The organism is Ensifer sp. ENS10, assembly GCF_014852025.1.
Classification (GTDB): domain Bacteria; phylum Pseudomonadota; class Alphaproteobacteria; order Rhizobiales; family Rhizobiaceae; genus Ensifer.
In genome coordinates this window covers 168,477-194,593 of record NZ_JACVAS010000002.1, presented here as the reverse complement: position 1 = coordinate 194,593, position 26,117 = coordinate 168,477, and the positions used below count along the sequence as shown (strand labels likewise).

Below are 26,117 nucleotides of genomic sequence, written 5' to 3'. Positions count from 1 at the left end.
GCAATTCCTGTTTCACCTCCATCATAGAGCTTGTCGGTGATCGTGCAACGACAAGCGGCGGTTTGCGTTAACGGCTCCGGCCGGCGATGGCATTCAAGCGGCGCGGGCGGTTTCGAGCGACATCGGGCGTTCGAGAACGGTGCCTTCGATGGCGGCAATGGCCTTCATGCGCTGAAGCAGGTCGTTAGTCACTTCCCAGGCGACGGCAACGGCGAAGACCGAGCCGATGCGATGGGGTTCGGCAATGCGCTCGCCCGGGCATCCCATGCGGCGGAACATGCGCTCCAGGAACACGTCGGTGACCGTGACGATGTGGCTGATGCCGGAGGCGAGACCGAGTTCGCCGACACCGCACATCAACTCGGCGGCGGCGATCGTCACCTGATTGGAGGCGCGGTCCTGCGAAATCTCAGGCTCAATGCAGAAGCGGCTCGATTCCCACACCGAGGCGCTGCGGATTTCCGGATTGTCGCCGAGCAGGATCGGGAAGGTATCGTCCAACATGTTGGGACCGAGCGTCGGCAGCAGCCTCAGCGAGCCACGCAGCCGGCCGTCGGGAGCGTAGGACAGCACATAGAGCGGGTTCGCCGTGTCGTAGTTGTCGATTTCCCATGCGCCGTCCGTCTGAACGTCCCATTTCAGGAAATCGTGGAAGACCCGCTTGCGCAGCCGGAACATGTCGTCGACGGCCTGCGGGTGCTGTGCTCGGGTCTTTCCGTTCAGGATCCTGATCATCTTTTTCTCCATCCTTGTCTTGGGATGGGCGGATGCTGTCAGGCTGGCGGCGGTCGCGTAACTGTCGGTAGTGACAGTTTAAATCAGCGATATTTCCCACTAGATTTCGAGGGGTTTTGGGAGGGCATTGGCGCGAGCTGCGTCAAACGGTGGGGATCAGCGCATGGCGGACGGCCTGGGCGACCGCTTGCGTGTTGGAGACGACATTCAGCTTGCGCCTCGCATTGGTCATGAAGAAGCGCACAGTGCGTTCGGAAATGCCGAGGATAGTGGCGATTTCCCAATAGCTCTTGCCGGCGGCGGCCCAGGTCAAAACCTCGGTTTCGCGACCGGTGAGGCGCATGTCACGCGCCGAAAGGCCGCCGGCCATTGCGCCATGTTCCAGCATGGCCGCATGGAAAAGATTCGCGGCGAGCTGGAAATCGCGCAGATGTTGGCGCCGATAGGCCGTCCATTCGTCGGCCGGCATGTTGACGTTGATTGCCAGCAGCGCCGTCCGACCTGCGGGCGATGGCAGCGGCAAGGCAACGCCCTCGGTGGAAATGCCGATTTCCTGCGCGGCCTGGAACAAAGGCTCGCATTCCGGGAACCGATGTCGCGCCATCGTCCATTCCACCGGGCGCACGCCGCCAAGCGCGAGCTTCAGGATCGGATCGATTCGGTGAAGGCCGCGCGAACGGTAGATCTCGGCGGCATAGGCGCCGAAGGTGTGATGCAGGCGGCAGATCTTGAGCTCGTCCGCATAGGGCTCGGCTTCGAGGTACAGGAGATGGGCAATGCGGAACGTGCGGCGCATCAGCGTAAAGAAATGAGCGGGCTCGACACAGCCCCCGCCTTCCAGGATTTCCAGCATGTCGAGGACAGCCTGCTGCTCAGTCATGCCACAACACCGAATCTCGTCCGAAGCCACAGCATGGTTAGAGGTTCACCTTTTGTCCAGCGCAAACTTACCCGTTTGGTGTGTGGTGCCAATTTTGCAATTTTCGATTGCCGGTTCTTGCGACCGGATCGCGCGAGCGGGCAGCAGAGGATGATTCCGCTGTGATTCTCGGGCGATAGAGCGTCGCGCTCAACAACTGCGCGACGCCTGGATATGGCATTGGGGGCGCCGGTCTGGCGCCTGATAGCTGCGAAGATCGAAGGCGATCTCCGCGGTATCATGTCAGCCCGGATGGCTGGCTTCGACGACCGCGAGGGCCGCCATGTTGACGACACCGCGCGATGTGACCGAAGGCGAAAGGATGTGCGCGGGAAGCGCCGAACCCAGCAGGATCGGACCGACATGCAGGCTGTCGGTCATGGTCTTGACGACGCCGAGCGTGATGTTGGCGGCATCGAGATTGGGGAAGACCAGCAGGTTGGCTTCACCCGGCAGGCTGCTGTCCGGCATGACGCGTTGGCGCAGCGCTTCCGAGATCGCCGCATCGCCGTGCATTTCACCGTCGACTTCGAGGTCAGGCGCGAGTTCGCGCACGAGCTGAAGCGCCTTGCGCATTTTGGTGGCGCTTTCCGAGTCGCGCGAACCGAAGTTCGAATGCGAGACGAGCGCTGCACGCGGCGTGATGCCGAAGCGGCGGATTTCCTGCGCGGCCATGACGGTCGTCTGCGCGATCTCCTCGGCGCTCGGGCAGTAGCTGACATAGGTGTCGGTGAAGAAGGTCGCGCCGCGCTGCGAGATCAGCAGGCTGAGGGCGGAGAAGTCGAGCACGCCTTCACGCTTGCCGATGATCTGCGAAACGTCGCGCATGTGCCTGGAGTACCGGCCTTCGACGCCGCAGATCAGCGCATCGGCTTCGCCGCGCTTGACCGCAAGCGCACCGATCACCGTCGTGTTGGTGCGCACGATCGTACGGGCCGCCTCCGGGATGACGCCGAGGCGTCCGACGAGGGCGAAATAATCCTCGACATAGTCGCGGTAGCGCGGATCGCCTTCGGGGTTCACCACTTCGAAATCGACATCCGGACGGATGCGCAGGCCGTAACGGCGCAGGCGCGTCTCGATGATCTGCGGACGCCCGATCAGGATCGGCCGGGCCGTGCTTTCTTCCAGCAGCACCTGGGCGGCGCGCAGCACGCGCTCGTCTTCGCCCTCGGCAAAGATCACGCGGTTCTTCTGGGCGTTCTTCGCGGCGGCAAACACCGGCTTCATGATGAAGCCCGAGCGGAATACGAAGCGGTTCAGCTTGTCGAGATAGGCGTCATAATCCTGGATCGGACGGGTGGCGACGCCGCTTTCCTCGGCCGCCTTGGCGACGGCCGGCGCGATCCTGAGGATCAGGCGCTGATCGAAGGGCGAGGGGATCAGGTAGTCGGGGCCGAAGACCGGGGTTTCGCCGGAATAGGCGCGGGCGGCAACGTCGGACGGCTCCTCGCGGGCAAGGCCGGCAATGGCGCGGACCGCCGCCATCTTCATTTCTTCGTTGATCGTGCTTGCGCCGCAATCGAGCGCGCCGCGGAAGATGTGCGGGAAGCACAGAACGTTGTTGACCTGGTTCGGGAAGTCCGAGCGGCCGGTGCAGATCATCGCATCCGGGCGGGCGGCACGGGCCTCTTCCGGCATGATTTCCGGCGTCGGGTTGGCAAGCGCCATGATCAGCGGCTTTTCGGCCATCTGAACCAGCAGCTCCGGCTTCAGGACGCCGGCAGCGGAAAGGCCGAGGAAGACGTCTGCGCCGCCGATGCTGTCGGCGAGCACGCGGTTGTCGCTCTCCTGGGCGTAGATGGACTTCCACTCGTCCATCAGCACTTCGCGGCCCTTGTAGACGAGGCCTTCGAGATCGTGCACCCAGATGTTCTCGCGCTTGGCGCCGAGGATGACGAGCAGGTTGAGGCAGGCGAGTGCTGCCGCACCGGCACCCGACGTCACGATCTTCGCCTTGGCGATATCCTTGCCGGCGAGTTCCAGGCCGTTGAGGATGGCGGCGGCGACGATGATCGCCGTTCCGTGCTGGTCGTCATGGAAGACCGGGATCTGCATCTTTTCACGCAGCTGGCGCTCAACCTCGAAACATTCCGGTGCCTTGATGTCTTCAAGGTTGATGCCGCCGAAGGTCGGCTCCAGCGCCGAGATCACGTCGACCATGCGCTCGATGGACGAAGCGTCGATCTCGATGTCGAAGACGTCAATGCCGGCGAACTTCTTGAAAAGGACGGCCTTGCCTTCCATCACCGGCTTGGAGGCGAGCGGCCCGATATTGCCGAGACCGAGCACGGCCGTGCCGTTGGAGATGACCGCGACCAGGTTGGCGCGCGCCGTGTAGTCGGCGGCCGTTTCCGGGTTGTCGCGGATGGCGATGCATGGCGCGGCCACGCCGGGCGAATAGGCGAGTGCCAGATCGCGCTGGTTGCCGAGCGGCTTGGTGGGCTGGATTTCGAGCTTTCCCGGGCGCGGGTAACGGTGGAAGAAAAGGGCCTGCTGGTCGATGTCGCCGCTGGCCGGACCGATGTGGGATTTCGTCTTGTCGCCCGTGTTCATGCTCTCACATTCCTCATTCGTGGTCGTGCCTTTTGGCATGAATTCGGAGCGAGGTACAGTTTTGCCGTGCTGATTTCGGCGGCCAGACCGGCGGCAAGGCGCTCATGTCATCTTCCTGAAACACGAGTCTGGTTTTCACGGGGGCAGGAAGCGTAATTAAAGACGAGGCTGGCATGACGGCGCAGCAAGACAACTCCGTACGAAAGCTCAGGACGTTGTTCATCTCCGACGTCCATCTCGGGTCGAAGGCCGCCAAGACGGACTTCCTGCTCGATTTCCTGCGGCATCACGAAGCGGAGACGATCGTGCTGGTCGGCGACATCGTCGACGGCTGGCGGCTGAAGCGCAGCTGGTACTGGCCGCAGAACTGCAACGACGTCGTCCAGAAGCTCTTGCGCAAGGCCCGCAAGGGCACCCGCATCGTCTATATCCCCGGCAATCACGACGAGTTCCTGCGCGATTTTCCCGGCGTGCACTTCGGCGGCATCGAGGTGGCGCAGCGCTACATGCACGAGGGTGCCGACGGCCGTAATTATCTGGTGCTGCACGGCGACGAATTCGACGTCGTGGTCCGCAATGCCCGCGTACTCGCCTATCTCGGCGACTGGGCCTATGACACGGCGATCGCCATCAATATCGGCCTGGCCGCCATTCGCCGCCGCCTCGGCATGCCCTATTGGTCGTTCTCCTCCTGGGCCAAGCTCCAGGTGAAGCATGCCGTCAACTTCATCGGCGAGTTCCAGAAGGTGGTTGCCGAGGAAGCCCGTCGCCACGACGCTCAAGGGGTGATCTGCGGCCACATCCACCATGCCGTCATCGAGGACATCGGCGATATCCGCTACATCAATACCGGTGACTGGGTGGAAAGCTGCACGGCGATCGCCGAGCACCATGATGGCACGATGGAACTCATCACCTGGCATCAGATGCGCGGTGGCGCGCTTGAGGGCGAAGCCTCTGGTGAAGCCGACAAGCTGCTTGCCCAATTGCTGACACAGCGCGCTGCGTAACCGGAGAGCGACAGGTCACCTCCTGTCGCGAAAACTAGGTTATGGCGAGGCATGCCAGGGCTGTGCTAGAGATTGAGCACAGCCATCAGGTCAGCCGATGATTCCCTCCTCAGCGCCCGCATCCGTGGGCCCTCCGCCGCGCCATTTCGCGCTTCGCATCGCCTTGCTCTTCTGCGCGCCGTTGATCGTCAACGGCTTCGCGATGCCGTATTTTCCGATGTGGCTCAGCACGCTCTCGATGAGCGACTTCGAGATCGGCGTCGTGCTGGCGCTGCCGATGTTCGTGCGCGTCATCACCGCGCCGATCGCCGGCGTCATCGCCGACCGCCTCGGCGAGCGGACGATCGTGCTGATCTGGTCTGGCTTCCTGTCGCTCGCAACCGCTCTGGTGTTGTTCTATTTCCGCGACTTCTGGCCGGTGCTGGTCATCTACACGCTGCAATCGGCGGTCTATTCGCCCTATGTGCCGATCGTCGAGGCGATCGCGCTTTCTGGCGTCCGCCGCTGGGGCTTCGACTACGCCCATATGCGGCTCTGGGGCTCGGTCGCCTTCATCGGCGCAACCATGCTCGGCGGCTGGATGGTCGGCATATTCGGCAGCGACATGGTGCTGCCGGCGATGGCGATCGGTTTCGGCCTGACGATTGCCATGGCCTATGCGGCGCCGCGTGTCGGCAAGCCGCGCCGGCCATCGCCGATCACCGCGCTCACCGAGCCGCCGCCGAAGTCGCTCAAGCAGCTCGACCTGCAGCTGCTCCTGATCGGTGTGACGCTGGTCAATGCCAGCCACGCGATGCTTTTTGCCTTCTCGGCGATCTACTGGCAGCACATCGGCTACAGCGGCACCGAGATCGGCCTGCTCTGGAGCGCGGGCGTGGCCGCCGAAGTGACGATGTTCATCTTCGCCAAGGCGATCAGCCGCCGTTTCAGCGTCTGGGTGATGATCCTGTCGGGCTGTTCGCTCGCCGTGGTGCGCTGGATCATCTTCCCGATGGATCTCGGTTTCAGCGGCTACTTCATCCTCCAGTGCTTCCACGCCTTCACCTATGCGATCATGCACACCGGCATGCAGCACAAGCTCGTCGAGCGGGTGGTGGAATCCCAGGAAGCGTCCGCCCAGGGGCTCTACTTCTTCTACACCGGCATCTTCACCGCGATCTTGACGTTCCTATCGGGCTACTTCTACGCCTGGTACGGGGTGAAGGGGTTCTATTCGATGTCGGTCGTCGCCTTTGCCGGCTGCTGCTTTGCGGTCGCCGCCTGGTATCTTCAGCCCCAGAGGCGCGGCTCCGGCGGGAAGACCAGCGAAGCCTCGTAGCGCAGGCCGGGTGTGCGGTCTTCGGCGAGCAGCAGCGGCCCGTCGAGATCGACGAAATCGGCGCCCTGGGCCACCAGGATCGCCGGGGCCATCGCCAGCGAACTGCCGACCATGCAACCGACCATGACCTTAAGGCCGAGGGACACGGCCTCATCACGCATGCGCAACGCCTCGGTGAGGCCGCCGGTCTTGTCGAGCTTGATATTGACCGCGTCATAACGGCCGACGAGCGCGGCAAGGTCCTCGGTCGCGTGCACGCTTTCATCCGCGCAGATCGGCACGGGGCGGGCGATCGTCGCCAGCGCCTCGTCGCGCCCGGCGGGGAGCGGCTGTTCGATCAGGTCGATCCGTTCCTCGGCGCAGATTGCGAAATGATAGGCGAGGGTTTCGGGCGTCCAACCCTCATTGGCATCGAGGATGATGCGGCTCTCGGGCGCGCCCGCCCGCACGGCGCGGATACGCGCGGCATCGTCCGGTGTGCCGACCTTGATCTTGAGGAGTGCGCGGTGGGCATATTTCGCCGCCTGTTCGCGCATGGTGTCTGGCTCGGCGAGCGATAACGTGTAGGCGGTGGTCAGTGCGTCGGGTGAGGCTATGCCCGCAAGCGCATGAACAGGCTTGTTTTTCTGTTTGGCCTCCAGGTCCCACAATGCGCAATCGACGGCATTTCGTGCGGCGCCTGGTTTCATCTGGCGCTGCAGTTCGACACGGGTCAGGCCAGCCTCGATGCGCGGGCGAATGGAAGCGATCTCGGCCAACACTGAATCGATCGTTTCACCGTAGCGGCCGTAGGGCACGCACTCGCCGGAACCGGTGTGGGTGCCGTCACTGATTCGGCAAGTAACGACGCTCGCCGTCGTCTTGGAGCCGCGCGAGATCGTAAAGGTGCCTGCGATCGGGAAATGTTCCACCGCTGCATCGAGAGAAAGTGACATGAAAACGTCTCCGGCCTGCATTCTGAAGGGCTGGTATCGCCACCGGTCGAAGGTTCGGGTGACAGCAACGATACGAGCGGTTATGACGGTGTAAGGATTTACGAATCTTTACGGCGGCGCGCGTTGAGATGCGCAAAGTTCGCTGTAACACTTTAGGCCCGCTGCATAAATTTGTCCTGAGACCGACCCCGATCCAGGGAATTATGCAGTAGAAATTCGGGAAAACAGAAGCCACGTGTCGCAACCTGCCCGCAAGATGACCGCTGATGTCGCGCTGGCCGAAAGTGGTGGCGAGCGAAGCTATGTCTTCACCGGCGTCTGGCGGCATGAAACAGCCGAGGCGATGGCGGCGAAGCTGGACCAACTCGCGCGCAAGGGTGACAGCGCCGCTCAGTTCGACCTCTCCGGCGTGACCGCGATGGATACGGCCGGGGCCTGGATCATCCGCCGCTTCGTGACCCGTGTCGTCGGGCCGTCCAGAGATGACGTTCACTTCGCCGACGGCGGGCAGCGCTATGTCGAGCTGATCGACGCCTTGCCGGCAGAACTGCGTTCGCCCGATGAAGGCAAGGAGCGGGTGCCGCTGTTCCAGCGCATATTCGCGCCGGTCGGCGAGGTCATGATCGCGACCTGGGAAGATATCGTCGCTGCCATGTATATTCTTGGCTCTGCGGTGCGCGGCGCCCAGCTGAAGCTTGGGCGGCACAGCGGTGTCTCGCCGGCGGCGATCGTTCACCAGATCGACCGGATGGGCGTGATGGCAGTGCCGATCATCATGCTGATGTCGTTCCTGATCGGTGCGATCATTGCGCAGCAGGGCGCGTTCCAGCTCCGTTACTTCGGCGCGGAAGTCTTCGTTGTCGATCTCGTCGGCATCCTGCAATTGCGCGAAATCGGCGTTCTTCTCACGGCGATCATGATCGCCGGCCGTTCCGGCAGTGCCATTACCGCCGAAATCGGTTCGATGAAGATGCGCGAGGAAGTCGACGCACTGAAGGTAATGGGACTGAGCCCGATCGGCGTTCTCGTCTTTCCGCGCCTCGTCGCGCTCACCGTTGCTCTGCCGCTGCTGACGATCATTGCGAACTTCGCGGCCTTGACCGGCGCAGCCCTGGTTGCCTGGGGCTATTCCGGCATCACCATCCCGACCTTCCTTGCCCGTCTGCAGGAAGCGGTCGATTTTTCGTCCGTCGCCGCCGGCATGATCAAGGCGCCGTTCATGGCGCTGATCATCGGGGTGGTGGCGGCCGTCGAGGGGTTGAAGGTCGGCGGCAGCGCGGAATCGCTTGGCCGTCACGTGACGTCCTCGGTGGTCAAGTCGATCTTCGTGGTGATCCTGATCGACGGGCTCTTCGCCATGTTTTACGCGTCAATCGATTTTTGAGGCGGAGAACAGCGTGAACCCATTGGAAAAACGGCACGATGCGTACCAGGCGACCGAGGCGAACGGGCGGGAGTCCGTTCTTTCCGTCCGTGACCTGACGGTGGGCTTCGGCTCCAACATCGTGCTCGACAAGCTGAACCTCGAAATCTACCGCGGCGAGATCCTTGGTTTCGTCGGCGCTTCCGGCACGGGCAAGTCGGTGCTGATGCGCACTGTGCTGAGGTTGCTGGCGAAGCGTTCCGGCAAGATCGAGATCTTGGGCGCCGACTACGACAAGATCACTGAAGCCGAGCGCATCGCGCTCGACATGCGCCTTGGCGTTCTCTTCCAGCATGGCGCGCTCTTTTCGGCGCTGACGGTGCGCGAGAACATCCAGGTGCCGATGCGGGAATATCTCGATCTGCCGCAGAGCCTGATGGACGAACTGGCGCGGGTGAAGATCGAGCTGGTCGGCCTGGAGCCGGAGGCGGCGGAAAAATACCCGTCGGAGCTTTCGGGTGGCATGATCAAGCGCGCGGCTCTCGCACGCGCACTGGCGCTCGATCCCGACCTGGTCTTCCTGGACGAGCCGACCTCGGGCCTCGACCCGATCGGGGCTGCCGAGTTCGACGAGTTGATCGCCAAGCTGCGCGACACGCTGGGATTGACCGTGTATATGGTGACTCACGACCTCGACAGCCTGTTTTCCGTCTGTGACCGCATCGCGGTTCTCGGCAAGAAGAAGGTTCTGGTCGAGGGGACCGTGGAGGACATGCTGGCCTGCGACGACCCCTGGGTGCAGTCCTATTTCAGGGGCAAGCGGGCACGTTCGATCGTGCGGGACGATCAATGATTTCGAGAAGGCGGTTTTGACGCACACATGTCGAGATCGGAGCAAGAGCCGGTGAAGCGGCCACGAAGGTAGTCGGTACGAATGGAAACGAAAGCGAACTACGCCATTGTCGGTTTCTTCACGGTGTTCGTGATCGCGGCCGCATTCGGCTTCGTCTACTGGATGTCGCAATACGGCCGCAGCGGCGAGATGGTCGAGCTGGTGGTCAATATTCCGGGTTCAGCCAACGGTCTTTCCGTCGGCTCGCCGGTGCGCTTCAACGGTATCCCCGTCGGCACGGTGCGCAATCTTGCGATCGACGCCAATGACCCGCGCTATTCGATTGCCGTCACCGAGGTTTCGATCGATGCGCCGGTACTGAAATCGACCAAGGCGACGCTGGAAGTGCAGGGCCTGACGGGCGCCGCCTATATCGAGCTCAGCGGCGGCCGCAAGGGCGACGAGAACATCCTGAGATCCGCGATCGAAAATGGCACACAGGCGCGCATCCTTGCGGATCAGTCGAGCGTTACCAGCCTGCTGGCGACTGCCGACCAGATCATGGACCGGGCCAACGACGCCATCACCGACATCCAGGGTTTTGTGACCGATGTGCGCGGCCCGCTGACGAAAACAATCGGCAATGCGGAGACGTTCTCGACGGCGCTTGCCAACAATTCCGGCGCGATTGACGATTTCCTCAGAAGCGTGACGGAGCTTTCCGGTTCGGTCAGCGCAGCCTCCAAGAAACTCGATTCGACCCTCGAGGCTGCCGAGACCCTGGTGAAGTCGGTGGATCCGAAGAAGATCGACCACATCGTTTCGAACGTCGAGCAGATCAGCAACGACCTGAAGGCGGCTTCGGGCGGAGTGACGGAGACGCTTGCTGCGCTGCGTCGAACGGTCGAGACCTATGACCAGTTCGGCAAGAACGCACAGAAGACGCTGGAGCGGGTCGATACGCTGGTGGCCTCGGTGGACAAGGAGAAGGTCGAGCTCGTCGTCAACGACATTACAGCAGCGACCGCAGACGCCCGGAAGACGGTGGCCAACATTTCCGCCTTTGCCGAAAAGATCACGGCGCGGCAGCAGGATATCGACCGCACGATCACCGATGTCACCCAGTTGGCGAGCAAGTTGAACGCCTCTGCCAACCGGGTCGACAGCATTCTCGTCAAGGTCGATGGTTTCCTTGGTGATGCGGATGCGCCTTCGCTTTCGGTTGACGCCCGTGCGACGCTCGCGTCATTCCGCAAGATGGCCGACAATCTCAACGCGCAGATCGGCCCGATCGCCGAGAACCTCAAGCGCTTCTCGGGCTCGGGCCTGCGCGACGTCGAAGCACTCGTCACCGATACGCGGCGTACGGTCCAGAGCCTGGAGAACACCATCTCCACATTCGACAAGAACCCGCAGCGTCTTCTCTTTGGCGGCGAGACGGTGAAGCAATATGATGGCCGTACCCGGCGCTGATTCGGGCGTGGCAAACAGGCGTTGTGCTTCGGCTCAAAAGTGCGCCAAGGTGTTTGGGACAAGGGTATTGGCAGTATGAGTTTTCCGGGGCTGGTGGGTGTGCGAGTAGCAGGAGCATGGCGCTCCGCCCTGATTTTCGTGCTGGCAGCCGGACTTGCCGGCTGCGGTACGAAAGCCGTCAACGACACGTACAGCCTTTCGGCTACACCTCTCGTTGAAGGACGGGCATCGACCGGCAAACAAATCCTGGTGCCCGAGCCGACGGCGCTGAAGGCGCTCGACAGCGACCAAGTCGTCATCCGCCTGTCCGGTTCCGAGCTGCAATATCTCTCCAAGGCACAATGGAGCGATCGCCTGCCGAAGCTGGTGCAGTCGAAGCTCGTGCAGGCCTTCGAAGACACCGGCAAGATCGGCGGCGTCGGCAAGCCGGGCCAGGGCCTTGCGATCGATTACCAAGTCATCACCGAAATCCGCGCCTTCGAGATCTCGACGGAAGGTGCCGATACGGCCGTCGTCGAAATCTTCGCGAAAATCCTCAACGACCGCAATGGCACGGTGCGGGTGCAAAAGGCGTTTCGGGCCACGGCCAGCGTGAAGGGTGCGGGTAACCCGGCCTTCATCGAGGCGATGGATCAGGCTTTCGCCAGCGTTTCCGCCGAGATCGTCAGCTGGACGCTGGGCTCCATCTGACGCCTTCTATTTTATGCCGGCTATTTCGATCCGGTTGATCACTTCCGCGACGCCTTGCATGTGTCTTGCCGCCTCTTCGGCGCGGGCAGCTTCGGCCGCGGTCGCGACGAAGCCGGCAAGGATGATCGTGTTGCCCTTGGCAGTCACCGTGAGATCGGCGGCATCGAGGCCGGGCGCCACCGCCAGAAAATGGGCGACGCGGCGCTCGAGCTCGGCCGGGTGATCCGCGGCCTGCCGCTCCGGCTCGTCGCCGTAGAATGTTCGCTTCTTGAAAATCATCGCATCCACCTCGCTCAACGCAGGGGAAACGTCGGATGCCACGCTTTGTTCGCCTGTTTCATTCGAAACAGCGGGAAATCCTCAGTCGTGCCATGTGTCTCCTCAAGCGACGGGATCTGTCGCGGTCACGATCAGCATGCAGGGGACATATCGATGCGCGGCTCTTTTTTCGCCATGGCTCTGGCGATAGCGATGGCACTTGCCTTCGGCACACCGGCGCAAGCCGGGAACTACAGCTATGGCTACAGGCAGAGCTGCGTCGTCAAAACCGTCAAGACCTACGGCGCCTATGGCAGGGTCATCCTGAAGAAGGTGCGGATATGCAGTTGAGGTGGCGAGAGCGTTCGTGCCTGGCGAAACGTTCTCTGTGCTTGCCTTAGGGCCAGCGCACCACCGGGGGCAGCGACGACAGGATCGACTCGACGTTGCCGCCGGTCTTCAGGCCGAAGATCGTGCCGCGGTCATAGAGCAGGTTGAACTCGACATAGCGACCGCGCCGCACGAGCTGCTCATCCCGGTCTTCCTCGGTCCAGGGCATGTTGAAGTTGGTGCGGACGATCTTCGGGTAGACGAGGGCAAAGGCCTTGCCTACGTCGCGGGTGAAGGCGAAGTCCGCATCCCAGCCACCCTGTTCCTCCGACGAGCGCAACCAGTCGTAGAAGATGCCGCCGGTTCCGCGCGGCTCGTTGCGGTGCGGCAGGAAGAAGTAGTCATCGCACCACGTCTTGAACTTGGCGTGGTCGGCGACCGCATGGCGGCTGCAGGTGATTTCCATGGCGCGATGGAAGAGCTGCGTGTCCGCATCGGTCATGACGCGGCGGCGGTCGAGCACCGGCGTGAGGTCTGCACCGCCGCCGAACCAGTTGCTCGTCGTCACCACCATGCGGGTGTTCATATGCACGGCCGGCACGTTGGGGTTCACGGGGTGGGCAATCAACGAAATGCCGGAGGCCCAGAAGCGCGGATCCTCGGCGGCGCCCGGAATCTGGCTGCGGAATTCAGGCGAGAATTCACCAAAGACGGTCGAGGTGTGGACGCCCACCTTTTCGAAGACGCGGCCTTCCATCATCGACATGCGGCCACCGCCGCCCTTGCCATCGTCCCGGCTCCAATCCTTGGCGACGAAACGCCCGGGCGCGCGATCGGAGAGGGGACCGGTCAGTTCATCCTCGATGCCTTCAAAGGCAGCGCAGATGGTGTCGCGCAGCCCTTCGAACCACGCACGCGCCTCGGCCTTCTTCACTTCGATATCTGCGGGGAGGCCCGGGGGGAGCTGCGGTCGTTCCATGGAAAATTGCGTCCTGTTGGCGGGTTTCCCGATGAAATGCCGCCGATTCGATTGAAGTCGCCACAGTTCACACTTTCGCGCCGATGGCAACGTCGGTCCAGCACCTCGGGGCGGTCTGTCGCACCAGAGCGCTGATGGGCAGCGCGAGCCTGCCGCAGAACAATCCTCTGGCAAAGCTCTAGCGCCGTCACTATCTTAGTTATCAGAGGTATAGCCCATGGCAAGAATACCTGCAGGCCCGCCGCTCGATGGATTGCGGCGGCAGATCGCCCGGCATCGCCGGGACAAACCGACACGAGGCGATGGCCTTTTCGTGCGCGAAACCTTTCGGCTCGATCGCAGCGCCGCCCGGGCGAAGGCACGGGAATGGTTCGATACCTGGCCGAAGGCCGCCTACTGGACCGAGGTCGAAAGCTGGCGGCAGCTCGATGGCGACGAGATCGAATTCACCATGCGCCGCCTGCCGAGTGCGGATTGACTCATTTAACTGCCCTCAAGGGTGGCCATCATCATCCATCAACCGCGGTCCGGCGCCTTCCATCGACAGCACGTCGTGCGGGTTGCGCAGCGGACATTCACGCAGCGACAGGCAGCCGCAGCCGATGCAGCCCGTCAGATGATCGCGCAATGCCATCAGGTTGGCGATGCGTTCGTTCAGCTGTTCGCGCCAGTTTTCGGACAATCTGCCCCAATCTTCGACGGTTAACGGACGATCGTCCGGCAATACCGACAAAGCGTCCTGGATCTCCGACAGAGGGATGCCGGTGCGCTGGGCCACCTTGATGACGGCGACCCGTCGCAGCACGCTGCGCGGATAACGGCGCTGGTTGCCGCGGGTGCGGTTGCTGCGGATCAGCCCCTTGGCCTCGTAGAAGTGCAGGGTGGAGACGGCGACGCCGCTTCGCTCCGCCACTTCGCCGACCGTCAGCTCGCGGCGCAATTCGCTGCTTTTCACAACTGTCATGATGGCTATTGACCTCAACTATTGTTGAGGTTTTATAGCATTGGCTCCATGACGTCGACAACAGGAGCTTGATCCCATGACTGAGAAAATGACCCTTGCCGTGATCTATGGCAGCGCGCGCCAGGGTCGCTTCTGCGATACGGTCGCCAACTGGCTGATCCGGGAACTTTCGGCTTCTGATGTGTTCACCCTGACGATCATCGATCCGGCGCGGCTGAGGACCTCGCGTGGGCTGGGGGCCGCGGTCAATCCGGGCGAGTGGCTCGAGCGCAAGATCGCCGAGGCCGACGCCTTCATCGTCGTCACGCCCGAATACAATCACGGTTATCCGGCGGCGCTCAAGGAACTGATCGATTCGGTCTACGAGCCCTGGCACGCAAAGCCTGTCTCCTTCGTCTCCTATGGCGGCGCCTCGGGCGGCATCCGCGCCGTCGAGCAATTGCGCCAGGTGTTCGGGGAGCTGCATACGGTGACGCTGCGCGATGGGATCACTCTCCCCAAGGCGTGGTCGAAGTTCGACGCTGCCGGCAACCTCTACAAGCCCGAGGAATTGCGTGCGCCGCTGTTCGTGATGATCGACCGGCTGACCTGGTGGGCGCGTGTACTGAAACAGGCGCGCAAGAGCGCACCCTACAACGAGGTGGCGGCGTAACGCGCCGACCACTGACGGTGGCCGGTTCCGCTTTCGGCGCCCCTCGATCGACAGCCAAGGAGGTAGCAATGTTTACACTGTCAGGCTGGAGAAACCTGCCGGATCGCTTCGCCGGCGATCATTGCGGCGGAGATTGCGATGTTCAGCGAGCGCTGGCCCTCCGCCATTGGAATGAGGATTCGGCCGTCGGCACGCTCGTGCACGTGGTCGGGCACGCCGGCGCTCTCCCGTCCGAAGAGCAGGATGTCGTCGGGGCGAAACTCGTAGCGCGTATAGGGCAGGGCAGCCTTGGTAGATGCGAGCACCAGTCGGCGTCCGCTCGCCGCTCGCCACTCTTCGAAGCGCTCCCAGTTGACATGGCGGGTGAGCGCCACCGAGGCGATATAGTCCATGCCGGCGCGCTTCAGGTTGCGGTCGGAGAGGTCGAAGCCAGCCGGTTCGATCACGTCGACGCAAAGCCCGAGACAGGCGGCAAGACGCAGGATCGTGCCGGTATTGCCGGGAATGTCGGGCTGGTAGAGGGCGATGCGCAGATTGCTCACGTCAGGTCACTCGTTTCCGGTAGCATCACGCCGCGCGTCAAATTCCGCGGCCAGGATGCCCATCATGATGTCGTCATGCCACGCTCCGTCGATCAGAGCCGACTCACGTTCGCGGCCCTCGATGGAGAAGCCGGACTTGCGATAGGCGGCAATCGCCCGCTCATTGAAGGCGAGAACCCTGAGCGACACCCGATGAAGGGCAAGTTCATCGAAGGCATAGGCCAATACCCGCTTGGTGACCGCCGTGCCAAGCCCCTTGCCGAGGCGTTCCGGATCGAAAATGCCGATGGCGAAGCTCGCACGCCGATCGACGTGATTGAGATTGTCGAGCCTCACTTCGCCGGTGAGGCCGTCCTGATCGATGATCCAGGCCGCCGGGTGTCCGGCGATCCGCGCAACCCAGGCGGCTGCCTCTCCCTGACTGAAGAGGCCGGGAAAGGACCGGCCCGCACCGAACATTCGGTAGATTTCCGGATGGCGGCCGAGCCTCAGGCGCGCATCCACATCACCGTCGCGGGGGCGGCGAAGGACGAAACCGACACCTTGAAGATCAGGAGGCGTATCCGATGAAGCAGTCATCCGTGTTCTCCGCTGCCAAAGGCTCGGCGCTGCGTGCTTTTGCGGTCGCTGATATTGCCGGCGCTAATCTGTGCCGAAACGGCAACAGATACCCGAACGGTGAAAAAATGTGCAAGAAACAGCCTGCGACAATCTGGCATGCCGGCGCGAATAAGGGTAGAGATCAGGCCTCTTCAACGCGAACCGACGGAGGCAAACATGAATGTATTGATGTTGACACGCCTTCCTGGAGTAGTGGGCCACCGTTTGGCCTGACCGGTTCCGCGACCTATCTTTTAAAAGAGATCGACGCGCTTCCGGGACTCCGGAAGACGAAACCCTCTTTCGGGCTGCATTTCCGGACTGACCTTTTCATCATAAGAATGCGGGGAAACCCCGCTTTCCTTCAAAATACTCTGAAGGAGCAATGCAATGTTCGGCTGGTTTGAATCCCGCCTCAATCCCTATCCGGCGGAGGAGCCGACGCTCCCGCCGAAAAGCCTTTTCGGCTTCTGCTGGCATTATTCCAAGCCGGCCGTGCCGTGGCTACTCATCATGTCCGTCTGCACCATGCTGATCGCCGTCGGCGAGGTGGCGCTGTTCCAGTTCCTCGGCAACATGGTCGACTGGCTGTCGAGCGCCAACCGCGACACATTCCTGGAGGCCGAGGGCGGCAGGCTCTTCTGGATGGGCGCACTCGTCCTCATCGGCCTGCCTGGCCTGGTGGCGATCGACTCGCTGATCATGCACCAGGTGCTGCTCGGCAACTATCCGATGATCGCCCGCTGGCAGATGCACCGCTACCTGCTGCGCCAGAGCATGACCTTCTTTGCCAACGAGTTCGCTGGACGCGTGGCGACGAAGGTGATGCAGACGTCGCTTGCGGTGCGCGAAACGGTGATGAAGATCCTCGACGTCTTCGTCTATGTCGTCAGCTACTTCGTCACCATGCTCGCGGTCGTGGCGACCGCCGACTGGCGCCTCGTGATCCCGCTCACCATCTGGCTCGCGATCTACATCTGCATCGTCAGCTATTTTGTGCCGCGCCTGCAGAAGATCTCCAAGGAGCAGGCCGATGCGCGCTCGATGATGACGGGCCGGATCGTCGACAGCTATACCAACATCGGCACGGTCAAGCTGTTCTCGCATGCCGGCCGCGAGGAAGGCTATGCGCGTGACGGCATGGACGGTTTCCTCGACACCGTACATCGCCAGATGCGCAAGGTGACGCTGTTCCATATCCTCGTTTATGCCAACAACAGCATCGCACTCTTTGCCATCGCCACGCTTGGCATCCATCTCTGGCTGACGAGTGCGATCTCGGTCGGCGCGATCGCGATTGCGGTCGGTCTGGCGATGCGCATCAACGGCATGTCGCAGTGGATCATGTGGGAAGTCTCGGCGCTCTTCGAGAACATCGGCACGGTCTATGACGGCATCGGCATGATGACAAAGGCGCACGATATCGTCGATGAACCGGATGCCAAGGCGCTGAAGGCGGACAAGGGGGCGATTGCCTTCGACAACATCCGCTTCCACTACGGCAAGGCCAAGGGCGTCATCGATCACCTGTCGCTCGACATCAAGCCGGGCGAGAAGATCGGTCTCGTTGGTCGCTCAGGCGCCGGCAAGACGACGCTGATGAACCTGCTGTTGCGCTTCTACGATCTCGAGGACGGCGCAATTCGGATCGACGGCAAGGATATCTCCACCGTCACGCAGGACAGCCTGCGCGCCCAAATCGGCGTCGTCACGCAGGACACCTCGCTGCTGCACCGCTCCATTCGCGATAATATCGCCTATGGACATCCGGAGGCGGACGACGAGGCGATCATTACCGCGGCGAAGAAGGCGAACGCCTGGGACTTCATCCAGGGGCTCGAGGACAACCAGGGCCGCAAGGCGCTGGACGCCCAGGTCGGAGAACGTGGCGTCAAGCTTTCCGGCGGCCAGCGGCAGCGCGTCGCGATCGCGCGCGTTTTCCTCAAGGACGCGCCGATCCTGATCCTCGACGAGGCGACCTCGGCGCTCGATTCCGAAGTCGAAGCGGCGATCCAGGAAAACCTCTTCGCGCTGATGTCCGGCAAGACGGTGATCGCGATCGCCCACCGCCTGTCGACGCTGACGGAGATGGACCGGCTGGTGATCCTCGAAGCGGGCCGGATCGTCGAGACCGGCTCGCACGGCGAACTCGTCGCCAAGGGCGGGCTTTATGCCGACCTCTGGTCTCGCCAGTCCGGCGGTTTCATCGCCGACGACGTCGAGAAGGAAGAGGCGGCAGAGTAAGATGCCGTCGGCCCGCCGTTCGAGAGAGCGGCGGGCCGCTCTCTTAGACGTTACGCATTTGTAATCTGCAATTGTGCGGAAACCGATTGCTGTTCCCGCCGAACCGCCTATATCGGAACCATGCTCAGCGCCATCGTCCGCCTCTTCGAGAACTGGATCAAGCCGTTCGCGCCGCGCGAGCGCCTGCAGCCGCCCAAATCGCTCTGGGGCTTCGCCTGGTTCTACGCCAGGCAGGCGAAGGGACCGTTCATCGCGATGGCCGTGCTCGGCGGTCTCGTCGCCATGCTTGAGGCCGGGCTGTTCTATTTCGTCGGGCGACTGGTCGACGTTCTCGACACGGTGAAGCCGGAAGCCGGCTGGAGCGGGCTCATCGCCGCGAACGGCCCCGAACTTTTGTTCATGCTGCTGACGGTGATGGTGTTCCGCTTTATTGCGGTGTCGCTGGCGGCGCTCGTCGAAGAACAATCGATCATCACCGGTTTTCTCAATCTGGTGCGCTGGCAGTCCTATGTGCATGTGGCCCGACAGTCGCTGACCTTCTTCCAGAACGACTTTTCCGGCCGCATCGTCACCAAGGTCTGGGCAGGCGCCCAGGCGACGAGCGATCTGATCGTCTCGCTGCTGCAGGTCGTCTGGTTCATCGTCATCTACACGGCCTCGACCATGGCGCTGGTGGCGCAACTCGACTGGCGTCTGGCGGCGATGGTCGCCTTCTGGATCGTCGTCTTCCTGGCGCTCGCCCGCTACTTCGTTCCGCGCATCCGCAAACATGCCCGCGATACGGCCGAGATGGCCTCGATGCTGAATGGCCGCATGGTCGATGCCTATTCCAATATCCAGACGCTGAAGCTCTTCGGTCGCGACGACGAGAACGACCGCTATATCCGCTCCGGCTTCGATCGGTTCCAGCATGCGGTCATTCCGTTCACGCGGCTTCTGACGGCGGTGCGCGCTTCGCTGGCGCTGCTTTCCGGCATGATGATCACGGCCATCGCCATCTATGCGATCCATCTCTGGCTCGGCGGCGCGATCAGTTCCGGCGCCGTCGCCTTCACGCTGGCGCTGGTGCTCCGGCTCAACATGCTGCTTGGCCGCATGATGACCCAGTTCAATTCGATCATGCGCAACATCGGCACGATCCAGAACTCGGCCGAACTCGTGTCGCAGCCGATCGGTCTCGTCGACCGGCCCGATGCCGCAGAGCTCGCCGTCAGCCAGCCGGAAATCCGGTTCGAACACGTCCGTTTCCATTACGGCAAGGGCGAGCGCGTCATCGACGATTTTTCGCTGATCGTTCGCCCGGGCGAGAAGGTGGGCATCGTCGGCCGTTCCGGCGCAGGCAAGTCGACGCTCGTCAATCTGCTGCTGCGCTTCTATGACCTCGAGGGCGGCCGGATCCGTATCGACGGGCAGGATATCGCAGCGGTCACGCAGGAGTCACTGCGCGCCCAGGTCGGCATGGTCAGCCAGGATACTTCGCTGCTGCATCGCTCGATCCGCGACAACATCCTCTTCGGCCGGCCGGATGCGAGCGAGGAGCAACTGATTGCCGCCGCGCGCAAGGCCGAAGCCTACGACTTCATTCTCGGCCTGCAGGACCAGCGCGGCCGCAAGAGCTTCGATGCCCATGTCGGCGAGCGCGGCGTCAAGCTTTCGGGCGGTCAGCGCCAGCGCATCGCCATTGCCCGGGTGATGCTGAAGGATGCGCCGATCCTCGTGCTCGACGAGGCGACCTCGGCGCTCGATTCTGAGGTCGAAGCGGCGATCCAGTCCAATCTCGACCGCCTGATGCAGGGCAAGACGGTGCTGGCGATCGCGCACCGGCTGTCGACGATCGCGGCGCTCGACCGGCTCGTGGTGATGGACAAGGGGCGGATCGTCGAGGAGGGAACCCATGCGGAACTCGTTGCCCGCGGCGGGCTTTACGCCGGGCTCTGGTCGCGTCAGTCGGGCGGATTTCTCGCCCGCGAGGAAGCGGCGGAGTAGGGCGGTTCAAGACCGCTTCAACGGCCGCTCGGCCGGCCCGAATTCAGCCTAACTGGCGACCGTCAAGTCCTTGTGCCGATTGGCCGCGCTTTTCCCCGCGACAATCTGCCCACATGCCCTTGTCAAGGCTGGACATAATTTGCGATCAAGCATAGAACGCGCCGGATTGACGGGGAATCTGTGTGCCGTGCGTGCGCAGAATTTTTCCGGATTCTGGTGCCGATGTCGTGTTTGCAGGCGCAAAACGGCGGGGGCGTTAGCACTATGAATAGGGCGTGGTTCCTTGACCTGGATCAAACCGCAAGGGGCAGGAATTTCGCCGGGGGCGGATGCGGTTTCCGCAACATTGCGTGAGAGGATGGTTTAGCCGTGAGCGAACACGACACTTCAAGCGAGGCCTTGGGCGAGCCCACTCGCCGCGATTTCCTTTATCTGGCTACCGGTATGGCAGGCGTCGTCGGCGCCGGTGCTGTCGCTTGGCCGTTCATCGACCAGATGCGTCCGGATGCATCGACGCTCGCGCTCGCCTCGATCGAGGTTGATGTTTCGAGCCTGCAGCCCGGCATGTCGCTGACGGCGAAATGGCGCGGCAAGCCGATCTTCATCCGCAACCGTACTGAGAAGGAAGTTGAAGAGGCAAAGGCCGTCAAGCTCGACGACCTGAAGGATCCGGTTGCGCGCAATGCCAACCTTCCGGCCGACGCATCGGCAAGCGACGTCGATCGCTCTGCCGGCGAAGGCAAGGAAAACTGGATCGTCATGATCGGTTCCTGCACCCATCTCGGCTGCGTGCCGCTTGGTCAGGCCGGTGACTTCGGTGGCTGGTTCTGTCCCTGCCACGGTTCGCACTACGATACGGCCGGCCGCATCCGTAAGGGTCCGGCGCCGGAGAACCTTCACGTGCCGACCTTCACGTTCGTTTCCGACACAGTTATCAAGATCGGTTGAGGGGACTACTGATAATGAGTGCTGAACATTCAACCTACACGCCGACGACTGGCATTGAGAAATGGGTTGATTCCCGTCTGCCGTTGCCGCGTATGATTCACGACAGCTTCATCACCTATCCGGTTCCGCGGAACCTGAACTACGCATACACCTTCGGTGCCATGCTTTCGGTGATGCTGGTCGTCCAGATCCTCACCGGTATCGTTCTGGCGATGCACTACGCCGCCGAAACGACCGTTGCGTTCAACTCGGTCGAAAAGATCATGCGCGACGTCAACCAGGGTTGGTTGCTGCGCTACATGCACGCCAACGGCGCATCCTTCTTCTTCATCGCCGTTTACCTGCACATCGCCCGTGGTCTCTACTACGGTTCCTACAAGGCTCCGCGCGAAATCCTCTGGATCCTCGGCGTGGTCATCTACCTGCTGATGATGGCGACCGGCTTCATGGGCTACGTTCTGCCCTGGGGTCAGATGTCCTTCTGGGGCGCGACCGTTATCACCGGCTTCTTCACCGCCTTCCCGTTGGTGGGTGAGTGGATCCAGCAGTTCCTGCTTGGCGGCTTTGCCGTTGACCAGCCGACGCTGAACCGCTTCTTCTCGCTGCACTACCTGCTGCCCTTCATGATCGCCGGCGTTGTCGTGCTGCACATCTGGGCGCTGCACGTCGTCGGCCAGACCAACCCGACCGGCGTTGAAGTGAAGTCCAAGACCGATACCGTTGCCTTCACGCCCTATGCGACGCTGAAGGATGCGCTCGGCGTCTCCGTCTTCCTGCTCGTCTATGCCTGGTTCGTCTTCTACATGCCGAACTTCCTCGGCCACCCGGACAACTACATCCCGGCTGACGCGCTGAAGACGCCTGCTCACATCGTTCCGGAATGGTACTACCTGCCGTTCTACGCGATGCTGCGCGCCATCACCTTCAACATCGGCCCGATCGACTCCAAGCTCGGCGGCGTTCTGGTGATGTTCGGCTCGATCATCGTCCTGTTCTTCCTGCCCTGGCTCGATACGTCCAAGGTCCGTTCGGCCGTCTACCGTCCGTGGTACAAGCTGTTCTTCTGGATCTTCGTCGTCAACGCCATCATGCTCGGCTGGCTCGGCTCGCGCCCTGCAGAAGGCCTCTACGTCGTGATGTCGCAGATCGGCACGCTCTACTACTTCGGCTTCTTCTTCGTCGTCATGCCGGTTCTCGGTCTGATCGAAACGCCGAAGCGCATTCCGAACTCCATCACCGAAGCGGTGCTGGAAAAGCAGAATGCCAAGGCCCAGCCGGCCGCCGCGCGCGCCTGATCAGAACAGCGATTGATAAGGAACCCACAACAATGAAAAAGCTTGTTACAGGCATTCTGTCACTCGCTGTCGTCGCTGGTCTCGGTCTCGGTGCAGCTATCGCCGAAGAGGCGAAGGGCGGCGAGGAGCACGGCGGCGGTACGCCTCACTATCCGATCCACAAGCCGGAACAGCAGGAATGGAGCTTTGCCGGCCCGTTCGGTCACTATGACAAGGGCCAGCTTCAGCGCGGCCTGAAGGTCTACGCCGAAGTCTGTTCGGCCTGCCATTCGATGAACCTGGTGCCCTTCCGTACGCTCGAAGGCCTCGGCTACTCGGAAGCACAGGTGAAGGCGTTTGCGGCGAACTACGAAGTTCAGGACGGCCCGAATGCGGACGGGGAGATGTTCACCCGCAAGGCTCTGCCGTCCGACCACTTCCCGTCGCCTTACGCGAACAAGGAAGCGGCTGCGGCATCGAACAACGGTGCAGCCCCGCCGGACTTCTCGCTGATCGCCAAGGCACGCGGCATCGAACGCGGCTTCCCGCAGTTCGTCTTCGACATGTTCTGGCCCTACCAGGAAGGCGGCCCGGACTACATCCATGCGCTTTTGACCGGCTACCAGGAGCCGCCGCAGGGCGTCGAAGTCGCCGAAGGCACGCATTACAACCCGTACTTCGCGAACGCTGCCGCTCTGGCAATGGCGCAGCCGATCTCGAACGACCAGGTCACCTACGACGACGGCACCCCGCAGACGGTCGACCAGTACGCCAAGGACGTTGCGTCGTTCCTGATGTGGGCGGCCGAGCCGCACCTCGAAGACCGCAAGCGCACCGGCTTCATGGTCATGGTGTTCCTGCTGATCTTCACCGGCCTCGTCTACCTTACGAAGAAGTCGGTCTACGCCAACAAGGAACATTGATCGTCGGCCGGCTTAAGCCGGCTCTGATTAAGATCCAAAGAAAAGGCCCCGGTTCGTCCGGGGCCTTTTCTTTTGGAAGTCCGGTCGCGGCGGGATGCAGGCCTTGCAGGGGGCCAGCCGACCTGGCGCTGGCCGCAGAGTGCTCGCGCTCGCTGTGGCGCGTGCGGTCAAGCGTCGGACGGGCCCGGCTGCCAGCCGGTTTGGGCCGCCCAGCGATCTGCACGATGGATAATTGTCCAGAGGTGTTCGGACTTGGCCTCGGTGTAGGCCACTCGATCATTCTGGTATCGCGCCGCCAAGGCGCGCTTGAGTTCTCCATAGGGCGCGTGCTCATGGGCGTGGGCACGCATGTAATCCCGGAACAGCAAGGACCATTGCTCGCTCCAGCTTCCGCGCCCGCGCACATGAACATGCGTACGCTCGTTGCCTGGCGCCTCTCGGAAATAGCGCTTGGTCAGGTCAGCATTCGATGGTCGCCACACGTATCCAATGGCCGTCATCCTCTCCCTCAGGACTTCGACGGATTGCAGATCGGCCACCGAAATTTGAATGTCGATGATCGGCTTTGCCGCCAGACCTCGGATCGCCGTCGAGCCAATGTGGTCGATGCGCATAGCGTGCGCGTCCAACACGCTTCGGATGAGCTTTGCCTTGACGGCGAACTGAGTTGGCCATTCGGGACACCAGGCGCAGATTTCAATCGGTTGCATCGTATTTGTCGGCGCTGTGTTCATTGGCGTTGAGAGATCATGCTCCTGTCGGGCTCTACGCTGGCGGATTAACCGGCTGGTTTGGAGACGACGGCGTAAATAGGTTCGTCGTCCGCAATCGGCAAGCCGGCCAAGGCCGCGGTCCAACGGAGGCCGATCATCTCGCAAGAATGTACAGCGCCTGGTTGTGATTTCACGCACAAGTCTCTAAATGTGCCCCAAGCTCAAACTTCTGCTCCCGAAGGCTCCTCGAAACAGGATCGCGCTAATGAAGCTGGTGACCGGTAACTCCAACCGCGCCCTTGCCGAAGCCATTGCCAACCACTTAGATCTTTCCCTCACAGATTGTACGGTCAAGCGCTTCGCCGACCAGGAAATCCACGTTCAACTTCATGAAAATGTACGCGGGGAGGACGTCTATGTTCTCCAGTCGACAAGCGCCCCCGCCGACGGCAATCTTATGGAGTTGCTTCTCCTGGCCGATACACTGCGCCGCTCATCCGCTCGCCGTATCACCGCCGTTATCCCTTACTTCGGCTATGCCCGTCAGGATCGCCGCGCCACTGGCCGCACGCCGATCTCGGCGAAGTTGGTAGCCAACATGATCGCCGCTGCAGGCGTCAACCGCGTGATAACGGTCGATCTCCACACTGACCAGATACAGGGGTTTTTCGATATCCCCACCGATAATCTTTATTCAGCACCCGTGATGACCCGTGACATTGAGCAGCACTACGACATCGAGAACTTAATGGTCGTTTCGCCTGATGTGGGCGGCGTGGCGCGCGCTCGTGCCATCGCCAAGCGCATTGGTACCGATCTTGCGATCGTCGACAAACGGCGACCCCGTGCTGACGTGTCCGAAGTGATGAACATTATTGGCGATGTTTCCGGGAAGAGATGTCTTCTGGTCGACGACATCGTAGATAGCGGCGGCACGTTGATCAACGCGGCTGAAGCGTTGTTGATGTCTGGCGCCAAGGACGTTTCGGCCTATATCACCCATGGCGTTCTTTCCGAAGGTGCCTGCGAACGCATTGGTGCCAGCCAGCTCAAGGAATTGGTCGTGACCGACTCCATTCACGAAACCGAAGCGCAACGTGAGACCCCCAACATCAGACGCATCACCATCGCGCCGTTGATAGGCGAAGCGCTAGCTCGCACGGCGAGAGAGCAAAGCGTTTCAAGCCTTTTCAACTAAGCCGACACAAGCCGCGACGACCCCGCGACTGAGGATCGCCCCTCCACAAGGGCATCTTCGAAGGAACGTGGCAGCGGAAGCTACCAGCAGGTTTGCTTCGTGATGATCGCGCAAATGAAAACGCCCCCGTCTTGCGACGGGCCGTTGTGTTTTCTAACACCGCCGGCCGCTTTGTTGATCGTAGCGGGCGCCACCCGAGCCTTTCAATCCGCGACAGTCCATTGCGGGTTCCAGGCGATCTCCCAAAGGTGGCCGTCGGGATCCTGGAAGTAGCCGGAATAGCCGCCCCAGAAGCGGTCGTGTGGGCGATCGGTGATGGTCGCGCCGGCGTCTTCGGCCTGTTTCATGACCACATCGACCTCCTCCTTTGATTTGACGATGTGCCCGATCGACACTGCGCCGAGCCGCGTCTGCGTCGCGGTTATTTTTGCATCTTTGGCAAGTGACGGCGCGGGATAGAGCGCCAGTATCAGGTCGTCGCCCATATGGAAGAAGACCACTGCGCCGTCTTCGAACTCCTGGCCGATAATTCCTTTCGTCGGCAGCTCCATGCCGTCGCGATAGAAGGCCAGAGACTTTTCGAGATCGTTTACCGCGAGCGTAAGGACTTTCAACCGTGGTTTCATGTCCGCCTCCTGATCTGAAAACGGAGAGACGCTGCCGGATGGGCCGCGC

Annotated in this window: 27 protein-coding genes; 16 read left to right on the top strand and 11 right to left on the bottom strand. The window is 62.0% G+C overall.

What is annotated here, in order from left to right; all coding sequences use genetic code 11:
• Positions 1–93: 93 nt before the first annotated feature.
• The 3 genes from IB265_RS07880 to IB265_RS07870 all read right to left on the bottom strand — a co-directional run bounded on the left by IB265_RS07880 (position 94) and on the right by IB265_RS07870 (position 4,210).
• A complete protein-coding gene (locus tag IB265_RS07880; protein WP_058324083.1) occupies positions 94–735 on the bottom strand; it encodes an acyl-homoserine-lactone synthase in 642 nt (213 codons plus the stop codon).
• 142 nt (positions 736–877) lie between these two features.
• Positions 878–1,615 carry a LuxR C-terminal-related transcriptional regulator gene (locus IB265_RS07875; RefSeq protein WP_057248881.1) on the bottom strand — a complete coding sequence of 246 codons (738 nt, stop codon included), beginning with the start codon at positions 1,613–1,615 and terminating at the stop codon, positions 878–880.
• Positions 1,616–1,897: 282 nt separating this feature from the next.
• A complete protein-coding gene (locus tag IB265_RS07870; protein WP_057248882.1) occupies positions 1,898–4,210 on the bottom strand; it encodes an NADP-dependent malic enzyme in 2,313 nt (770 codons plus the stop codon).
• Between the two features lie 173 nt (positions 4,211–4,383).
• Here IB265_RS07870 and IB265_RS07865 point away from each other — a divergent pair, with 173 nt between their 5' ends.
• Both IB265_RS07865 and IB265_RS07860 read left to right on the top strand, forming a co-directional pair.
• Positions 4,384–5,220, top strand: a complete 837-nt coding sequence (locus IB265_RS07865) for a UDP-2,3-diacylglucosamine diphosphatase (RefSeq protein ID WP_058324085.1) — start codon at positions 4,384–4,386, stop codon at positions 5,218–5,220.
• Positions 5,221–5,317: 97 nt separating this feature from the next.
• Positions 5,318–6,538: an MFS transporter gene (locus IB265_RS07860; protein WP_113399123.1), complete on the top strand. Its 1,221-nt coding sequence runs from the start codon at positions 5,318–5,320 to the stop codon at positions 6,536–6,538.
• Here IB265_RS07860 and dgcA read toward each other — a convergent pair.
• Positions 6,490–7,473, bottom strand: coding sequence for an N-acetyl-D-Glu racemase DgcA (dgcA, locus tag IB265_RS07855; RefSeq protein ID WP_192494730.1), 984 nt, complete (start codon positions 7,471–7,473; stop codon positions 6,490–6,492). The genes IB265_RS07860 and dgcA overlap by 49 nt on opposite strands.
• A 256-nt stretch (positions 7,474–7,729) precedes the next feature.
• Here dgcA and IB265_RS07850 point away from each other — a divergent pair, with 256 nt between their 5' ends.
• From IB265_RS07850 to IB265_RS07835, 4 genes are all read left to right on the top strand, one after another.
• A complete protein-coding gene (locus IB265_RS07850) occupies positions 7,730–8,857 on the top strand; it encodes an ABC transporter permease (protein WP_082641105.1) in 1,128 nt (375 codons plus the stop codon).
• Positions 8,858–8,879: 22 nt separating this feature from the next.
• Positions 8,880–9,689 carry an ABC transporter ATP-binding protein gene (locus tag IB265_RS07845; RefSeq protein ID WP_192494816.1) on the top strand — a complete coding sequence of 270 codons (810 nt, stop codon included), beginning with the start codon at positions 8,880–8,882 and terminating at the stop codon, positions 9,687–9,689.
• Between the two features lie 81 nt (positions 9,690–9,770).
• On the top strand, positions 9,771–11,141 hold the full coding sequence (locus IB265_RS07840) for an MlaD family protein (protein ID WP_192494729.1): 1,371 nt from the start codon (positions 9,771–9,773) through the stop codon (positions 11,139–11,141).
• A 75-nt stretch (positions 11,142–11,216) separates the two neighbouring features.
• Positions 11,217–11,831, top strand: coding sequence for an ABC-type transport auxiliary lipoprotein family protein (locus IB265_RS07835; protein WP_057248889.1), 615 nt, complete (start codon positions 11,217–11,219; stop codon positions 11,829–11,831).
• A 6-nt stretch (positions 11,832–11,837) separates the two neighbouring features.
• Here IB265_RS07835 and IB265_RS07830 read toward each other — a convergent pair whose 3' ends face one another.
• A complete protein-coding gene (locus IB265_RS07830) occupies positions 11,838–12,110 on the bottom strand; it encodes a BON domain-containing protein (RefSeq protein WP_057248968.1) in 273 nt (90 codons plus the stop codon).
• A gap of 153 nt (positions 12,111–12,263) precedes the next feature.
• Between IB265_RS07830 and IB265_RS07825 the strand changes: the two genes are divergently transcribed.
• A complete protein-coding gene (locus IB265_RS07825) occupies positions 12,264–12,440 on the top strand; it encodes a hypothetical protein (RefSeq protein ID WP_156414592.1) in 177 nt (58 codons plus the stop codon).
• Between the two features lie 46 nt (positions 12,441–12,486).
• Here the strand turns inward: IB265_RS07825 and hemF are convergent, their stop codons facing one another.
• Positions 12,487–13,398: an oxygen-dependent coproporphyrinogen oxidase gene (hemF, locus tag IB265_RS07820; protein ID WP_057248890.1), complete on the bottom strand. Its 912-nt coding sequence runs from the start codon at positions 13,396–13,398 to the stop codon at positions 12,487–12,489.
• A gap of 217 nt (positions 13,399–13,615) precedes the next feature.
• On the opposite strand from hemF, the gene IB265_RS07815 reads away from it, so the two are divergent.
• Positions 13,616–13,876, top strand: coding sequence for a hypothetical protein (locus IB265_RS07815; protein ID WP_057248891.1), 261 nt, complete (start codon positions 13,616–13,618; stop codon positions 13,874–13,876).
• A gap of 15 nt (positions 13,877–13,891) precedes the next feature.
• Here the strand turns inward: IB265_RS07815 and soxR are convergent, their stop codons facing one another.
• A complete protein-coding gene (gene soxR, locus IB265_RS07810; protein WP_057248892.1) occupies positions 13,892–14,362 on the bottom strand; it encodes a redox-sensitive transcriptional activator SoxR in 471 nt (156 codons plus the stop codon).
• Between the two features lie 76 nt (positions 14,363–14,438).
• On the opposite strand from soxR, the gene IB265_RS07805 reads away from it, so the two are divergent.
• Positions 14,439–15,014 carry an NADPH-dependent FMN reductase gene (locus tag IB265_RS07805; protein WP_192494728.1) on the top strand — a complete coding sequence of 192 codons (576 nt, stop codon included), beginning with the start codon at positions 14,439–14,441 and terminating at the stop codon, positions 15,012–15,014.
• A gap of 80 nt (positions 15,015–15,094) precedes the next feature.
• Here IB265_RS07805 and IB265_RS07800 read toward each other — a convergent pair whose 3' ends face one another.
• Positions 15,095–15,556 carry a tRNA (cytidine(34)-2'-O)-methyltransferase gene (locus tag IB265_RS07800; protein ID WP_057248894.1) on the bottom strand — a complete coding sequence of 154 codons (462 nt, stop codon included), beginning with the start codon at positions 15,554–15,556 and terminating at the stop codon, positions 15,095–15,097.
• Positions 15,557–15,562: 6 nt separating this feature from the next.
• Positions 15,563–16,135: a GNAT family N-acetyltransferase gene (locus IB265_RS07795; RefSeq protein WP_192494727.1), complete on the bottom strand. Its 573-nt coding sequence runs from the start codon at positions 16,133–16,135 to the stop codon at positions 15,563–15,565.
• Between IB265_RS07795 and IB265_RS07790 the strand changes: the two genes are divergently transcribed.
• The 6 genes from IB265_RS07790 (at position 16,123) to IB265_RS07765 (ending at position 23,531) form a co-directional block, all read left to right on the top strand.
• The gene (locus IB265_RS07790) at positions 16,123–16,563 is read left to right on the top strand and encodes a hypothetical protein (protein ID WP_162770954.1); all 441 of its coding nucleotides are present in this window, start codon (positions 16,123–16,125) and stop codon (positions 16,561–16,563) included. The two genes, IB265_RS07795 and IB265_RS07790, sit on opposite strands and share 13 nt — an antisense overlap.
• Positions 16,547–18,400: an ABC transporter ATP-binding protein gene (locus IB265_RS07785; RefSeq protein ID WP_057248896.1), complete on the top strand. Its 1,854-nt coding sequence runs from the start codon at positions 16,547–16,549 to the stop codon at positions 18,398–18,400. The genes IB265_RS07790 and IB265_RS07785 overlap by 17 nt, the downstream gene beginning before the upstream one ends.
• 120 nt (positions 18,401–18,520) lie before the next feature.
• Positions 18,521–20,386, top strand: coding sequence for an ABC transporter ATP-binding protein (locus IB265_RS07780; RefSeq protein WP_192494726.1), 1,866 nt, complete (start codon positions 18,521–18,523; stop codon positions 20,384–20,386).
• Between the two features lie 369 nt (positions 20,387–20,755).
• Complete coding sequence (petA, locus tag IB265_RS07775; RefSeq protein WP_057248898.1) at positions 20,756–21,334, top strand: ubiquinol-cytochrome c reductase iron-sulfur subunit; 579 nt, start codon at positions 20,756–20,758, stop codon at positions 21,332–21,334.
• Positions 21,335–21,348: 14 nt separating this feature from the next.
• Positions 21,349–22,629 (top strand): cytochrome b N-terminal domain-containing protein, encoded by a 1,281-nt coding sequence (locus tag IB265_RS07770; RefSeq protein ID WP_058324095.1) that lies wholly within the window; start codon positions 21,349–21,351, stop codon positions 22,627–22,629.
• 32 nt (positions 22,630–22,661) lie between these two features.
• Positions 22,662–23,531: a cytochrome c1 gene (locus tag IB265_RS07765; protein WP_057248900.1), complete on the top strand. Its 870-nt coding sequence runs from the start codon at positions 22,662–22,664 to the stop codon at positions 23,529–23,531.
• Between the two features lie 167 nt (positions 23,532–23,698).
• Here IB265_RS07765 and IB265_RS07760 read toward each other — a convergent pair whose 3' ends face one another.
• On the bottom strand, positions 23,699–24,241 hold the full coding sequence (locus IB265_RS07760; protein ID WP_113132892.1) for a GrpB family protein: 543 nt from the start codon (positions 24,239–24,241) through the stop codon (positions 23,699–23,701).
• A gap of 268 nt (positions 24,242–24,509) precedes the next feature.
• On the opposite strand from IB265_RS07760, the gene IB265_RS07755 reads away from it, so the two are divergent.
• On the top strand, positions 24,510–25,442 hold the full coding sequence (locus IB265_RS07755) for a ribose-phosphate pyrophosphokinase (RefSeq protein WP_210334436.1): 933 nt from the start codon (positions 24,510–24,512) through the stop codon (positions 25,440–25,442).
• A gap of 203 nt (positions 25,443–25,645) precedes the next feature.
• On the opposite strand, the gene IB265_RS07750 is transcribed toward IB265_RS07755, so the two are convergent.
• Entirely contained in the window at positions 25,646–26,068 is a 423-nt protein-coding gene (locus IB265_RS07750; RefSeq protein WP_057248902.1) for a VOC family protein, read from the bottom strand.
• Between the last annotated feature and the right edge of the window lie 49 nt (positions 26,069–26,117).

Excerpts from the sequence above, each read along its gene's own strand:
- IB265_RS07815 (WP_057248891.1), top strand. The coding sequence starts at position 13,616 with ATGGCAAGAATACCTGCAGGCCCGCCGCTCGATGGATTGCGGCGGCAG.
- IB265_RS07830 (WP_057248968.1), bottom strand. The coding sequence starts at position 12,110 with ATGATTTTCAAGAAGCGAACATTCTACGGCGACGAGCCGGAGCGGCAG.
- IB265_RS07755 (WP_210334436.1), top strand. The coding sequence starts at position 24,510 with ATGAAGCTGGTGACCGGTAACTCCAACCGCGCCCTTGCCGAAGCCATT.
- dgcA (WP_192494730.1), bottom strand. The coding sequence starts at position 7,473 with ATGTCACTTTCTCTCGATGCAGCGGTGGAACATTTCCCGATCGCAGGC.
- IB265_RS07790 (WP_162770954.1), top strand. The coding sequence starts at position 16,123 with ATGAAGCAGTCATCCGTGTTCTCCGCTGCCAAAGGCTCGGCGCTGCGT.
- IB265_RS07850 (WP_082641105.1), top strand. The coding sequence starts at position 7,730 with ATGACCGCTGATGTCGCGCTGGCCGAAAGTGGTGGCGAGCGAAGCTAT.
- IB265_RS07770 (WP_058324095.1), top strand. The coding sequence starts at position 21,349 with ATGAGTGCTGAACATTCAACCTACACGCCGACGACTGGCATTGAGAAA.
- IB265_RS07880 (WP_058324083.1), bottom strand. The coding sequence starts at position 735 with ATGATCAGGATCCTGAACGGAAAGACCCGAGCACAGCACCCGCAGGCC.
- IB265_RS07875 (WP_057248881.1), bottom strand. The coding sequence starts at position 1,615 with ATGACTGAGCAGCAGGCTGTCCTCGACATGCTGGAAATCCTGGAAGGC.
- IB265_RS07835 (WP_057248889.1), top strand. The coding sequence starts at position 11,217 with ATGAGTTTTCCGGGGCTGGTGGGTGTGCGAGTAGCAGGAGCATGGCGC.
- IB265_RS07750 (WP_057248902.1), bottom strand. The coding sequence starts at position 26,068 with ATGAAACCACGGTTGAAAGTCCTTACGCTCGCGGTAAACGATCTCGAA.
- soxR (WP_057248892.1), bottom strand. The coding sequence starts at position 14,362 with ATGACAGTTGTGAAAAGCAGCGAATTGCGCCGCGAGCTGACGGTCGGC.
- IB265_RS07840 (WP_192494729.1), top strand. The coding sequence starts at position 9,771 with ATGGAAACGAAAGCGAACTACGCCATTGTCGGTTTCTTCACGGTGTTC.
- IB265_RS07760 (WP_113132892.1), bottom strand. The coding sequence starts at position 24,241 with ATGCAACCGATTGAAATCTGCGCCTGGTGTCCCGAATGGCCAACTCAG.
- IB265_RS07860 (WP_113399123.1), top strand. The coding sequence starts at position 5,318 with ATGATTCCCTCCTCAGCGCCCGCATCCGTGGGCCCTCCGCCGCGCCAT.
- IB265_RS07870 (WP_057248882.1), bottom strand. The coding sequence starts at position 4,210 with ATGAACACGGGCGACAAGACGAAATCCCACATCGGTCCGGCCAGCGGC.
- IB265_RS07785 (WP_057248896.1), top strand. The coding sequence starts at position 16,547 with ATGTTCGGCTGGTTTGAATCCCGCCTCAATCCCTATCCGGCGGAGGAG.
- IB265_RS07865 (WP_058324085.1), top strand. The coding sequence starts at position 4,384 with ATGACGGCGCAGCAAGACAACTCCGTACGAAAGCTCAGGACGTTGTTC.
- IB265_RS07795 (WP_192494727.1), bottom strand. The coding sequence starts at position 16,135 with ATGACTGCTTCATCGGATACGCCTCCTGATCTTCAAGGTGTCGGTTTC.
- hemF (WP_057248890.1), bottom strand. The coding sequence starts at position 13,398 with ATGGAACGACCGCAGCTCCCCCCGGGCCTCCCCGCAGATATCGAAGTG.
- IB265_RS07805 (WP_192494728.1), top strand. The coding sequence starts at position 14,439 with ATGACTGAGAAAATGACCCTTGCCGTGATCTATGGCAGCGCGCGCCAG.
- IB265_RS07780 (WP_192494726.1), top strand. The coding sequence starts at position 18,521 with ATGCTCAGCGCCATCGTCCGCCTCTTCGAGAACTGGATCAAGCCGTTC.
- IB265_RS07765 (WP_057248900.1), top strand. The coding sequence starts at position 22,662 with ATGAAAAAGCTTGTTACAGGCATTCTGTCACTCGCTGTCGTCGCTGGT.
- IB265_RS07825 (WP_156414592.1), top strand. The coding sequence starts at position 12,264 with ATGCGCGGCTCTTTTTTCGCCATGGCTCTGGCGATAGCGATGGCACTT.